At 73.9% G+C, this 13342-nt stretch carries 7 protein-coding genes; 6 read left to right on the forward strand and 1 reads right to left on the reverse strand.

Annotation, left to right across the window (positions count from 1 at the left end; translation table 11 throughout):
- Positions 1-71: 71 nt before the first annotated feature.
- Positions 72-1661 (reverse strand): hypothetical protein, encoded by a 1590-nt coding sequence (locus tag K7C98_RS19425; RefSeq protein WP_224193181.1) that lies wholly within the window; start codon positions 1659-1661, stop codon positions 72-74.
- A 54-nt stretch (positions 1662-1715) separates the two neighbouring features.
- On the opposite strand from K7C98_RS19425, the gene mfd reads away from it, so the two are divergent.
- The 6 genes from mfd (at position 1716) to K7C98_RS19455 (ending at position 13339) form a co-directional block, all read left to right on the forward strand.
- Complete coding sequence (mfd, locus tag K7C98_RS19430) at positions 1716-5426, forward strand: transcription-repair coupling factor (RefSeq protein ID WP_224193182.1); 3711 nt, start codon at positions 1716-1718, stop codon at positions 5424-5426.
- Positions 5427-5896: 470 nt separating this feature from the next.
- Positions 5897-8989, forward strand: coding sequence for a serine/threonine-protein kinase (locus K7C98_RS19435; protein ID WP_224193603.1), 3093 nt, complete (start codon positions 5897-5899; stop codon positions 8987-8989).
- On the forward strand, positions 8986-9393 hold the full coding sequence (locus K7C98_RS19440) for a ribosomal protein L7/L12 (protein ID WP_224193183.1): 408 nt from the start codon (positions 8986-8988) through the stop codon (positions 9391-9393). The genes K7C98_RS19435 and K7C98_RS19440 overlap by 4 nt, the downstream gene beginning before the upstream one ends.
- 9 nt (positions 9394-9402) lie before the next feature.
- On the forward strand, positions 9403-9729 hold the full coding sequence (locus tag K7C98_RS19445) for a hypothetical protein (protein ID WP_224193184.1): 327 nt from the start codon (positions 9403-9405) through the stop codon (positions 9727-9729).
- A 171-nt stretch (positions 9730-9900) separates the two neighbouring features.
- Complete coding sequence (locus K7C98_RS19450) at positions 9901-12657, forward strand: serine/threonine-protein kinase (protein ID WP_224193185.1); 2757 nt, start codon at positions 9901-9903, stop codon at positions 12655-12657.
- Between the two features lie 313 nt (positions 12658-12970).
- Positions 12971-13339: a hypothetical protein gene (locus K7C98_RS19455; RefSeq protein ID WP_224193186.1), complete on the forward strand. Its 369-nt coding sequence runs from the start codon at positions 12971-12973 to the stop codon at positions 13337-13339.
- Positions 13340-13342: the final 3 nt, after the last annotated feature.

Raw genomic sequence — 13342 nt, forward strand, 5'->3', positions numbered from 1 at the left:
GGTCTTGAGCATGTCCCCTGCGGCATGCTCCCGGGGACATGCTCAGGCGGGCATGTCCTGTCGGACCTGTCCTAGGTGCCCTGTCCCTTGGCGCGGATCGGGGCCGGGAAGGCGTTCCAGGCCGCGGGGTCGAGCGCGGCGCCGGCTCCCTGGGGGATGCCGGTGGCGAACAGCACGCGGTCGCCGCGGCGGCGGACCATGGACGTGGTCGGCATGCGGTCCATCAGGTACTTGTTGAAGGCGGCCTCGAACTCGCGGGCGTCGGCCTCGCTGTCCCAGGCGACGAGGCCGACGACGAGCGGGGTGACGTCGGGGCCGGCCTTGCGGTCGAACACCAGCAGGCGGTCGCCGCCCCAGCCGGCCGCGGCGGCGCGGGCGTCGCTGGTCGGCACCGAGTCGGCGAGCATGCACAGGAGGGTGGCCTCGCCGAGGGTGTCCTGCCACACCAGCGCGTGCTCGGGCAGGGCGGCCGCGAGGGCCTTCGGCTCGGCGGCCACGGCGATCGCGGGCTCGCGGGCGACGAGCTTGTCGACGTGCAGCATCTGCTCGCTGGTGGTCGGCAGGTCGCGGTACAGGGCGTCGACGGCGGCCCAGCCCCTGGCGCGCACGAGCGCGGCGACGGTGGCCGCGCCGTCGGCGTAGGGCAGCTGCAGCGAGCGGTTGAGGATCGGGTGGTCGAGCATCGAGGCCAGGCTCAGCGCCTGGTCGCCGACGGTGGCGAGGACCTCGGGCGGGATGGCATTGAGGCCGTCCGGGCCCGAGACCCACGCGAGGTAGGCGGCCTGGGCGTCGCCCTCGACCAGGAAGGTGCGCGCGGTCTCGGCGTCGCTGTCGCCGGGGATCGGCTGCTGCAGCCGCAAAAGGTCGAAGTGCATGTCCTGAAGGCCATGTGCGATCTCGTGGCCGACGACCATGTCGAGCTGCGACTCGCTGACGTGGGTGCCGATCAGCATGGCCTTCTTCTTGGGCTCGTAGATGCCCATCACGCCCAGCTCGAGCATGTCGAGCAGGATCTGCTCGCCGTCGGCCCCGGGCGGCAGGACGCCGAGGCTGGCCTCGATGCGGGTGAACAGCCGGATCTCGTCGCGGCTGTGGTGCTCGTACATCGACTTCTCGGCGAACAGCCGCACGTCGCCGCGGCTCAGCACCTCGACCGCGACGCCGCCGGTGATCGGCAGGCCGCGCGCGGCCGCCACGGCCTCCATGATCTTCCTGGTGATCGCCTCGGCCCGCGGCTGCGACACGCCGCCGGCGCTGGACTGTGAGCTGTCCGAAGGGGCATGTCCGGAAGGACTGGTGGTCTCGGGCCCGGCCGCGACCGCGGGGCCGCTGGGGGCGCCGTGGCTGCAGGCGAGGGCGAGGCTCAGGGGCAGGCCGCGGAGCAGGGCCCGGCGTGCCCGGCGCCGCGGCGAGGGCGGCGAGGCGTGGGAGCCGGTCGAGGCGGACGCTCCCGGTTCGCGGTGGGCGGCGAGGGTCACGGGGTCCGCGGCGGCGAGATCGGTGATCTTCCCGCGGTCGGGGTCGGCCTGGCGAGGTGCTTGCCGCATGAGTCCGGTCGCGCCCGACGAGCGCAGCTCCGACGCCGACGTCAGCTCGCGGGGTGGTGCGCCGAGGCGCGGCGCAGACTCACGGCGGGCTCGCGGGACAGTGCGACGCAACACGACGAGCAGGGTAGCGGGGGACGGGCGGCGCCGCTACCCTCCCGCGGCCTCGTCGTGCCTGCGCGTCCCGTCCAAACCGCCCCGCTCCGCGCTGCGAGTGCCGCGTCGGCGGGCCCCGGCGATCCGCTGCAGCGCGTGCTCACGGCGCTGCGCGAGGGCTCCGACGTGCGCCTCGTCGGGGCCGTCGGCGGCTTCCGCGGCTACGCGCTGGCGATGGCGGCCCGCGGCGCCGATGCGCCGGTGTTCACCGTCGCGCCGGACGAGGCGAGCGCGCGGGCGCTGGCGGGCGACGCGGCGTTCTTCCTCGGCGCCCCGCTGCGCGACGCGAGCGACGGACCGGTGCTGGTGGTGCCCGAGATCGACACCTCGCCGTACGCCGACGCGGCGGCCGACCCGCGGGCGATGGCGCTGCGGCTGGCGGCGCTGTACCGCCTCGTCGACGCGCAGAGCGAGCCGCCGAAGCTGATCGTCGCCAGCGTCCGTTCGCTGCGCCGGCGGGTGATCCCGAAGGACGCGTTCCTCGGGCTGTGCACGCGCTGGAGCGAGGGCGACGAGCTGCCGCGCGAGGCCGCGATCGCGGCGCTGCAGCGGGCTGGCTACACCCGCGTCGACGTGGTCGAGGATCCGGGGACCTACGCGGTCCGCGGCGGCGTGATCGACCTGTTCGTCGGCTGCTCGCGCTTCCCCACCCGCGTCGAGTTCGACGACGACCTCATCGAGCGCCTGCGCCTGTTCGACCCCGAGTCGCAGCGCAGCCTGCGGCCGGTGACCTCGGTGTCGATCCACCCGGTGCGCGAGACGGTGCCGACCACCGCGGCCTCGCTGCGCGCGCGGGTGCTGGCGCTCGCCGACGCCGCGCTGGCGCCGTCGAGCAAGAGCCGCCAGATCGTCGACAACCTCGAGCAGAACCTCGAGTTCTTCGGCGTCGAGGCGCTGACGCCGATCTTCCACGACGCGATGGCGCCGCTGTGGGACTACCTGCCGCGCGGCACCCGCTGGGTGATCGAGGAGCCCGACGCGCTGCTCGAGGTGGCCGAGGCGCAGGGCCAGGAGCTGGCCGAGCAGCACGGGCGCGCGCTGGCCGAGCGCAGCGTGGTCGCCCCGCCCGAGCAGTTCTTCGTCCCCGACGCCGACCTCGGCCGCCGCCTGCGCCACGCGCCGGTGGTGCTGAGCCGGCTGCTCGTCGAGGGTGAACCTGAGGACAGGTCCGAAGAGGAAGGTCCGAAGGAGCATGTCCGAGAGGGCATGTTCGAAAGGGCAGGCAAGCTCGACGCCCGGCCGGCGGTGTGGCTGCAGGTCAGCTCGAACAAGCCGCTGCGCACGGCGCTCGAGGCGTCGCGGGCCGACCGCGGCAGCGAGCCGATGCGGCCGCTGGTCGACCAGATCCGCGCGCTCCAGGCCGAGACCCCGGCGGCCGCCGGCGACCTCGGCGAGCTGCTGCCGTGGACGGTGCTGCTGGTGGTGCCGGGGCGGGCCCAGGTCGACCGCCTGATCGGGGCGCTGCGCGGCCACGGGCTCCAGCCCGAGGCGCTGCTCGTCGACGAGGCGCCGGTCGACGCGCGCGCGCCGACGACCGGCGGCACGCGGGTGCACGTGGCCGTCGGCGAGCTCAGCGAGGGCTTCGACTACCCGGCGGCGCGGCTGATGGTGCTGTCGGAGTTCGACCTGTTCGGCAAGTCGACCCGACGCGCGCAGTCGCGGCGGCGCACCGGCCTGTCGAGCCTGTCGCAGCTCGGGGTCGGCGACTACGTGGTGCACCTGCAGCACGGCGTCGGCCGCTACGCGGGGCTGGTGCAGCTGCAGCTCGGCGGGGCGCCCGGCGACTACGTGCAGCTCGAGTACGCCGGCGGCGACAAGCTGTACCTGCCGGTCTACCGCCTGTCGGAGATCGAGCGCTACGTGGCGGCCGAGGGCAAGCCGCCGAAGCTCGACAAGATGGGCGGCAGCACCTTCCTGGTCAAGGCCAACAAGGTCAAGACCGAGGTGCGGCAGATGGCCGAGGAGCTGCTGCAGATCTACGCCCAGCGCGAGTCGACGCCCGGCACCGCGTACCCGGGGCCCGACGAGTTCGACCAGTCGTTCGCCGACAGCTTCCCGTTCCAGGAGACGGTCGACCAGGAGGCGGCGATCGACGCGGTCCAGGGCGACCTCGGCCGCGCGCGCCCGATGGACCGCCTGATCTGCGGCGACGTCGGCTTCGGCAAGACCGAGGTGGCGCTGCGCGCGGCCTTCCGCGTGGCCCAGAACGGCAGGCAGGTGGCCGTGCTGGCGCCGACGACCGTGCTCGTGCAGCAGCACGGGATCACGTTCCGCGAGCGCCTCGCGCCGTTCGACCTGCGCGTCGAGGTGCTGAACCGCTTCGCCAGCGACCGCCAGCTGAAGCGCACGATCGAGGGCGTCGCCAGCGGCGAGGTCGACGTCGTGATCGGCACCCACCGCCTGCTCGGCAAGGACGTCCGCTTCAAGGACCTCGGCCTGCTCATCATCGACGAGGAGCAGCGGTTCGGGGTGGCCCAGAAGGAGCGCTTCAAGAAGTTCAAGGCGCAGGTCGACGTGCTGACGCTGTCGGCCACGCCGATCCCGCGGACGCTGCACATGTCGCTGCTCGGCCTGCGCGAGATCAGCATGATCCGCACGCCGCCGATCGACCGCCTGGCCGTCCGCACAGCCATCGTCCGGATCGGCGACGCGGTGATCGAGGAGGGCATCACCCGCGAGCTGGCGCGCGGCGGGCAGGTGTTCTACGTCGTGCCGAAGATCCTCGGCATCGAGGAGCACGCGGTCCGGATCCGCGAGCTTGTCCCGAACGCCCGCGTGCTGGTCGCCCACGGCCAGATGCCCGAGGAGATGCTCGAGCGGACGATGCTCGAGTTCGTCGAGCACCGCGCCGACGTGCTGGTGTCGACGACGATCATCGAGAGCGGGCTCGACATCCCGCGCGCCAACACGATGTTCATCGCCCACGCCGACCAGTTCGGCCTGGCCCAGCTGTACCAGCTGCGCGGCCGCGTCGGCCGCAGCAAGCAGCGCGCGCACTGCTACCTGATGGTGCAGGCGCTCGAGCGGCTGTCGCCGGAGGCGCGGCGCCGGCTCGAGGCGATCCAGCGCCACGCGGAGCTCGGCTCGGGCTTCGGGGTGGCGGTCCACGACCTGGAGATCCGCGGCGCGGGCGAGCTGCTGGGGGCGCGCCAGAGCGGGCAGATCCAGGCGATCGGCTTCGACGCCTACGCCCGGATCCTGCAGGAGGCGGTGGCCGAGCTGCGCGGCGAGCCGATCATCAAGGAGACCGACCCGGAGATCGCGTTCGACACCCCGGCCTACCTGCCCGAGGCGTACGTGCGCGACGTCGGCCAGCGCCTCGATCTCTACCGCCGCCTGTCGGCCGCCCGCGACCGCGACGCGGTCGACGACGTGATGAGCGAGATCATCGACCGCTACGGCGAGGCCCCGCTCGAGGCGGAGCACCTCGGGCTGGTGATGATCTGCAAGACCTACGGCCGACGGCTCGGCGCCCTGGCGGTCGAGCTCAAGGGCACCCGCCTGGCGGTCCGCCTCGGGCCCGACACGCCCCTGTCCGGAGAGACAGCCGGCCGGCTCAACGCGACCACCCATGGCAAGTTCAAACTGCAAGGCGATCGCGTGACCTCGAGCGTGCCCGAGGCGCGCGGGCCCGACCGCCGCACGCAGCTCAAGGTGGCGGTCGCGGCGCTGGCCGAGCTGACGCAGATCGCCGAGGCCAGGCCGGCGGCGGGGCGCAAGCGCTGAGTCGCGAAATGTCAGCAGTCGCCTGAGCGGGCGCGTCGGGGGCTGTACGCCGCGATCTCGCGGCGGTCATGGCATTGCCGGCGCGCCGTTATACGCAATCCGACTCGTTGCATTGACATGCGCCCGCATCGGCTGGTGCCTGTGGGCCACGCGATCGAGGGGGTGGGATCGTGTGCGCACGCATGGGTGTTCGGACCCGCGCTCGTGGCCGCCGGGGCACACGTGGACGGCAGATCGTCCCGGTCGGCGCGCGGCGCGAGGTGGACTCCGCGTCGTCTGCGGCGGAGGGTCCGGGATGCGCCGGTAGGGTCGTACCCGGCGCCCGGGGCCGGACACGTTGGTATACAATCCGCGGCGATGCTGCCGAGCTCACCCGGGCCCCCGTTGCGTGTGGGGGCGTCCCTCCCCGGGGCCGCACCGCAGGCGTTCGGCGTCGCTCGTGCGCGCGAGGGCTCGACGTCGTGACGCACATGTACCCGCAGGCGCGCGACTCGCTGCAGTGCCCGTATTGCGCCGAGATGCACGCGGAGGACGTCGAGGTCTGCCCGTCGGCGGGGCAGGTCATTTTGCTCGACCAGAAGTACCGGCTGAAGCGCCTGATCGGCGAGGGCAGCTTCGGCCTGGTGTGGGACGCCCGCAACATCGACACGCAGAAGGAGGTCGCGGTCAAGTCGCTGCGCGCCGAGGTCATCAGCGATCCGGCGGTGCTGGCGCGGTTCTTCTGGGAGGCCACCGCGGCCGGACGGATCCACAACCGCCACGTGTGCGACGTGCTCGACCTGGTCAAGAGCAGCGCGCACGGGCCCTACATCGTGCTCGAGCGGCTGTCGGGGCGCTCGCTCGAGTCGCTGATCCTCGAGGAGCGCACGCTCCAGCCCGAGCTGGCGGTCCACCTGGTGCGGCAGGCGCTGATCGGCCTCGAGGCGGTGCACCGCGCCGGCATCGTCCACCGCGACATCAAGCCCGAGAACATCTTCCTCCACGAGGTCGGCGAGGACCGCGTGCTGGTCAAGCTGCTCGACTTCGGGATCTCCAAGTTCTCGGCCACCGGCGCCAGCAAGACCCGCACCGCCGCCGACCTGTTCATGGGCACGCCCGAGTACATGTCGCCGGAGCAGGCCCGCGGGGCGGCGTTCGTCGACCCGCGCACCGACATCTGGGCGATCGGCGCGATCCTCTACCGTGCGCTGTCCGGCGCGCCGGTGTTCACCGGGCCCGACGTGCCGTCGGTGCTGACGGCGATCCTCCACTTCCCGCACGTGCCGCTGGCCGAGCGCGCGCCGAACGTGCCGATCGGCCTGGCCGCGGCGGTCGATCGTTGCCTCAGCAAGGACCGCGAGGAGCGCTACCCGTCGTGCGCCGACCTGAGCTCCGCGCTCGAGCCGTTCGAGGGCCACTACGCGCAGCAGGCGGGACCCGACTCGTCGGTCCGGGTCGAGCGCTCGGGCCTGCTCACGGTGATCGAGGCGTCGGCGTCGGCGTCGCTGCCCGAGGTCGAGGCGCGCCGCGTCGAGGTCAGCGGGCCGCGCCCGCAGGCCCTCGGCGAGCACGTGATCGTGGCCCACGGCCGCGGCGAGCGGCGGTGGTTCGAGCACCTGCGCGAGCACCTGCGCACGCATCGCGACACGGCGCAGCTGCCGATCTGGAACGCCGGCGACTCGTCGTCGCGGGCGTCTCGCATCGACATCCTGGCCGACGCGTTCGCGCGGGCGCGGGCGGTGATCCTGTTGATCTCGCCGCGCTTCCTCACCGAGGAGCTGGCGCCCGGCGGAGAGCTGTACTCGCTGGTGCTGATGGCCCAGGAGCGCGGCCTGCCGGTGCTGTGGCTGATGATCGCCGAGACGCCCTACGAGGGCACCGACCTGCTCGAGTTCCGCGCGCTCGGAGACCCGTCGCAGCCGCTCGATCGCCTGCCGGTCGCCGACGCCGACCGCGTGCTCGAGGAGGTGTGCGAGCAGGTCGTGGTCCACCTCGGACTGCCGCAGACGGCCCCGCCGCGCGGCGGCACGCGGATCGGGGTGCCCGTCGGCGACACCCGGCTCGACGGCATCCGCGACCTCGAGCAGCGCATCGAGGCGGCGCGGGCCCGCAAGGCCCGGCTCGAGGCGCTCGGCGAGGACACGCGCGAGATCCACGAGGAGATCAAGGCGCTGCGCCGGTCGCTGCGCATGGGTCGGCCGCTGCACCGCGGCGACGTCCTCGACGAGCGGTTCGTGGTGCTCGACCAGCTCGGGGCCGGCGGCTTCGCCACGGTGTGGCGCGCGCTCGACCAGACGACCGACACGCCGGTGGCGCTGAAGGTGCTGCACGCGCAGCACGTGCACAACGCCGAGCGGCGCGAGCGCTTCTTCCGCGGCGCGCGGATCATGGCGCAGATCGATCACCCCAACATCGTCAGGATCATCGAGCCCTCGGCCAGCGACGGCGAGTACGAGTACTTCGCCATGCAGTTCGTGTCGGGCGGCAACCTGCGCGACGCGGTGATGAGCGGCCGGCTGTCGGTCAGCAAGCGCCTGCAGATCCTGCTGACGGTGGCCGACGCGCTGGCGTTCGCCCACGAGCGCGGGATCTTCCACCGCGACGTCAAGCCGAGCAACATCCTCGTCTCCGACGACTTCACGCCGTACCTCACCGACTTCGACCTGGTGCGCGCCGAGGACACCACCGGCGGGACCGCGGGCGGGCTCGGGACGGTCATCTACGCCGCGCCGGAGATGATGGAGCGCGCCAGCGAGGCCGACGCGCGCGCCGACGTCTACGGCCTCGGGATGACGCTGGCGTTCCTGTTCTACGAGCGCGACCTGACGATGGACGTCATCCGCAACACCGACCGGCTGATCGGCGAGCTGAGCGTGCCCGAGTCGATCCGCATGGTGATCCGCACCGCGATCACGTGGAACCGCGAGCACCGCTTCCGCACCGCCGCGGAGTTCCGCGCGGCGCTGTCGGCCGCGGTCGGCGGGCGCGACGGCCTGCCGGCGCTCGGCGGCCCGGTCGTCAAGGCCGGCGGTCCGCGCGAGGCGGTGGTGGGCGAGGGGCCCTCGGCCCTGGCGGCCACGCTGCGGCGGGTCGGCGGGCCGCAGCTGCCGCGCAAGACCTTGCCTCTGGGACATGTCGACTCGTCGGTCGAGATCGTCGAGATCTCCGACATCTCGGACGTCTCCGAGGCCGAGGTGATCGCGGACGACGTCGAGGTCGTCGACATCTCCGACGTCGGGCTCGCCGAGCCCGTGCCCGCCGCCGCGCCGGCGCCGGTCGACGGCGGGCCCAACGTGTCGCTGGTGAAGGCGTTCGCGGCGTTCGCCGAGGAGTCGGAGGCGGACAGCGAGACGGCCGTGTCGGAGGTGTTCTCCGCGCTCGAGGTGCACGAGGTGCCGGCGTCGGAGAGCGAGATGCTGTCGATCGAGAACGCGGCGGCGCGCTCGATGGCGCTGCGGCCGCTGCCGGTCGAGGACGAGACGCTGCCCGACACGCTGCCGGGAGACTCGACGCGCGTCGTCGCGGCGGTGGTGCTCGGCGCGGCGGTGCTGGTGACGATCCTCTACTTCATGTTCGTCGCTTGACGCGGACGGGGGGCGACGTGGCGATCACGCGGGACGAAGTGGTGGCGTATCTCGGCGCGCTCGGGCCCGGCGAGCTGCAGGAATTGATCCTCGAGCTCGAGGACCTGTGGGGTCTCGAACCGCCGTACACGGAGCCGGGGCGGCCGACGATGGGTATGCCGCTCGATTACTATGTGTTGCCGGGGATGCCGGAGGTCGAGGTCGTGCTGCTGTCGACCGGCCCGCGGCGGGTGCAGGTGATGAAGGTGATGCGCGAGGCGGTGAAGCTGGAGCTGGCGCAGGCGAGGGACCTGATCAACGCGACGCCCAGCGTGGTCGCGCGAGGCCTCTCGCGTCACGACGCGCGCGACCTGCAGCACGAGCTCGAGGCCGTCGGCGCGAAGGTGGAGATCCGCGAGCGATAGGAGCGCGCCATGGCGTCGATCCGCAGCCTGCGCCTCAAGTTCGCCTGCGGCGAGGACTGGCACGCGTTCGCCGGCGACGGCGGGGTGCGCCGCTGCGAAACGTGCAAGACGGCGGTGCACGACCTGTCGACGCTGACACGAAATCAAGCGACGGCGTTGTTCCGCCGGCCGCCCGCGAGCGGGCTGTGCGTCCGCTACCAGCACGACGCGATGGGCCGGATCCTGTTCCGCTCGGAGACGCGGGCGGGACAGCTCGTGTGGCAGCGCTTCGTCGTGCCGACCGTCGAGGCCGGCGCGCCCGCCGATGCGGGCGAGGACGAGCCGCGCGGCGATTGAGGCGCACGCCCGGGGACGGCGCGGGTATAGTGCGGCGCCGTGAGCAGTTCGCGCGACGCGCGGTCCGACGAGGTCGCAGGCGCATCGGCGCCGACGCTGCGCCTCGGGCCGCAACAGGACGAGTCGACCCAGCCGCCGCGGACAGGGCGAAAGGGACATGCTCGTCCGGACATGTCCTCGGAGCCACCCATGCCGGCCCGGCTGGGGCGCTTCGCCATCGAGGCGCGGATCGGCGCCGGCGGGATGGGGGTGGTCTACAAGGCCGAGGACCGCCAGCTCGGGCGCAAGATCGCCCTCAAGGTGCTGCGCGCCGGCGGCGAGGGCGACGACGCCCGCGACGGCGCGGCCCGGCTGCTGCGCGAGGCGCAGGCGCTGGCGCGCCTCGACCACCCGAACGTCGTCGCGGTCCACGAGGTCGGCGAGCTGGCCGACGACGTGTTCGTGGCGATGGAGTTCATCGAGGGCGAGACGCTGCGCAAGTGGATGGCGCGCGGCGGGCCGCGCCCGTGGCCGGAGGTGACGGCCGCGTTCGTGCAAGCCGGGCGCGGGCTGGCGGCGGCCCACCGCGCCGATCTGGTGCACCGCGACTTCAAGCCGGAGAACGCGATGATCGACGTGCAGGGCCGCGTGCGCGTGCTCGACTTCGGGCTGGCGCGCACGGCGGGCCTCGGGCCGCCGTCGTCCCTGGTCGCGCGGATCCTCCACGCCGGGGCGCCCGGGCCGCAGACGTCGATGATCGCCGGCACGCCGCCCTACATGGCGCCGGAGCAGCACCTCGGCCTGCCGTGCGACACCCGCTCGGACCAGTTCAGCTTCTGCGTCGCGTTCTACGAGGCGCTGTTCGGCGTGCGCCCGTTCCCCGACGGCGACCCGGCCCACCGCTTCCAGGCGATCATGGCCGCCGAGCTGCGCCGCCCGCCGCGACCGGTCAAGGTGCCCGGCTTCATGCGCGCGGCGCTGGCCCGCGGGCTGGCGGCGGTGCCGAACCGCCGCCACGAGTCGATGGACGCGCTGCTGCACGCGATCACCGAGGCGCCGCGGCTGCGCCGGCGCCGGCTGATGGCGAGCGCGCTGGTGCTGCTGCTGGCGATCGCGGGCGGGCTGGCGTTCTCGCTGTGGCGAGAGACCCGCGGCGGGTGCTCGGACCACGCCGATCGCGTGGCCCGGCTGTGGGCCGAGCGCCGCGAGCCGCTGCGCGCCGCGATCACCGGCGTCGATGCGCCCTACGTCGACGAGACCTGGCAGGCGCTGGCGGCGGCGATGGAGGCCCGCGCCGGGCGCTGGAGCGAGCTGTACACCGGCGCGTGCGAGGCCTACCAGAGCGCGGCGCCGGAGGAGCAGGCGGCGCTGGTCGGGCGCATGACCTGTCTCAGCGGACAGGCGCGCGAGCTGGCGGCGATGCTGACCGCCCTGTCCGAAGAGCCAGATTCGGCGGCGCGCCACGCGGTCAAGGCCGAGGGCCAGCTCGACCCGGTCGAGGCCTGCGTCGACGTCGCCGGGCTGCCGGCGTGGCTGCGCCAGGCGGACGTCCACGAGACGATGCGTGGGGCGGAGATCCGGCGCTGGCTGGCCGAGATCAAGACGGCCAACGAGGTCGGCCGCTACAAGCCGGGGCTGGCGCGCGCGGAGGTGGTGCTGGCGGCCGCGCGCGAGCTCGGCGACGCGGCGCTGGTGGCCGAGGCGCTGCTGCGGATCGGCAACCTCCAGCGCTCGCTGGCCGACCACGAGCGCGCGGCGGCGACGCTGGGCGACGCGTACTTTATGGCCCTCGGGACAGGTGCCGACGACACCGCGGCGGAGTCCGCCGGCGCGCTGCTGATCGTCGACGGCTACCACCGCAACGACCGCGTCCGCGCGGCGCTGTGGGAGCGCAGCGCCGCGGCGCTGCTGCAGCGCGTGCGCGACCGGCCGCGGATCGCGGCGGCGTTCTACAACAACCGCGCGATCGTCCGCGCCGCCGAGGGCCGCCAGGACGAGGCCGCCGAGGACTACGGCCGCGCGCTGGCGATCTACGAGGCGGAGGACATCGCCGACAACCCGAAGGTCGCGCTGGTGCTCGGGAACATGAGCCGGGTCGAGTTCATGCGCGGCGACCTGGGCGCGGCGATCCGCCACCTCGAGCGGTCGCTGGCGATCCGCGAGGCCAAGCTCGGCAAGGACCACCCCGAAGTGGCGATCGCGCGCAGCAACCTGGCGCTCGTGCTGACGGAGGTCGGCGAGCTCGAGCGCGCGGCGGGGCTGCTGCGGCGGGCGCTGGCGGTCGAGGAGACGCTGTACGGGCCGCGCCACGTGAAGCTGGCGCCGACGCTCGACAACCTGGCCAAGACGCTGGCGCGTCAGGGCCAGTGGGACGACGCGGGCCAGCTGTCGCAGCGGGCGCTGGCGCTGCTGACGGGCGGCGAGCGGCCCGACCTGGCGACGACCGCCGACGTGCGCGCCGGCATCGGCGCGGCGCTGGCCTGGCAGGGCCGCTTCGACGAGGCGCTGACCGAGCTGCGCGAGGCGCTGGCGCTGCGCGAGCGGGCCCGCGGCGCCGACCACCCCGACACCGACTCCGCGCGCGCCGAGCTGGTCGAGGCGCTGCTGCTCGCCGGCGACGCGGGCGCCGCCGAGGCGATGCTGCCGCGCCCGCGCCGCGGGGCCACGGAGGCGCAGACCGCCGCGGTGCAGGCGCTGCGCGGGCGCGTGCTCCTGGCCCGCGGCTTCGCCGAGCTGGCCGAACCACTGCTGACGCAGGCGCTGCCGCTGCTGCCGGCCCCGCTGGCCCGCGGACGCGCCCGCGCGGCCCTGGCCCGCCTGCACGCCGCGCGCGGAGAGGCCGACGCGGCGACGCTGGCCGGGCAGGCGCAGGCCGACCTGCAGGCCGCCGGGGCGGGGTTCGAGCGCGAACGCTTGGCGGCCGCGGCGCTGCGCGAGGGCGCGAAGTAGCGGCAGACGAGCTCTGTGTCCGTGGGGGCATGTCGTGCGCGACATGTTGTCCAGAGCATGTCGATGTGGACATGTCGAAAAGGGCATGTCTGAAAGTGCTGGTCGGAGGGTCGCCGAGCGGCGGAGGCGCACTGCGGTAGCGATCGGCAGGGCAGTGTCGCCCGAGAGACGACGGGCCAGGCGCCAGGGACAGGACGGCCGCCCGTGCTCGTGCTGCGAAGGATGCGCCGGCGGCGGGCGGGACGGTCCGGGCCAGGCACGCCCCGGACTCGGCGCTGGACAGGGCGCGCGGGCGTGATACGTTGCCGCCCGCATGACCCGCGGCTCGTCGTTCGTCTTGTTCACGCTCTCGGTGGTCCTCGGCGTCGCCTGTGCCGGGCGCGGCGGCGGCCCGGCGCGCTGCCCCGGCGAGGGCTGGTGCGGGCCGGCCGAGGTGGCTGAGCGCATGGCCGAGGCGGCGGCGGGCTCGACCTTGACCTGCCCCATTCACATCGAGTCGGCCTACGCGACCCAGCCGCCCGCGGCGGCGGAGGGCGCCGAGGCGCCGCCGGAGCAGGGTCTGCCGCCGGGCGTGCCCGCGGGCGCCCACGGCACGCTCGACGAGAAGGGCACGCGCAAGCTGCGGGACGACGGCGACGCGGCCACGTGCTGCTACACGTGGGTCGCGCCCTGTCCTGCCTGATCG

The sequence above is a fragment of the Nannocystis pusilla genome (genome assembly GCF_020073745.1).
GTDB classification, from domain to species: Bacteria; Myxococcota_A; Polyangia; order Nannocystales; family Nannocystaceae; genus Nannocystis; species Nannocystis radixulma.

Bases quoted from the DNA above. Each gene is read 5' to 3' on its own strand.
- K7C98_RS19455 (WP_224193186.1), top strand. From the start codon at position 12,971: ATGACCCGCGGCTCGTCGTTCGTCTTGTTCACGCTCTCGGTGGTCCTC.
- K7C98_RS19450 (WP_224193185.1), top strand. From the start codon at position 9,901: ATGTCCTCGGAGCCACCCATGCCGGCCCGGCTGGGGCGCTTCGCCATC.
- K7C98_RS19445 (WP_224193184.1), top strand. From the start codon at position 9,403: ATGGCGTCGATCCGCAGCCTGCGCCTCAAGTTCGCCTGCGGCGAGGAC.
- K7C98_RS19435 (WP_224193603.1), top strand. From the start codon at position 5,897: ATGTACCCGCAGGCGCGCGACTCGCTGCAGTGCCCGTATTGCGCCGAG.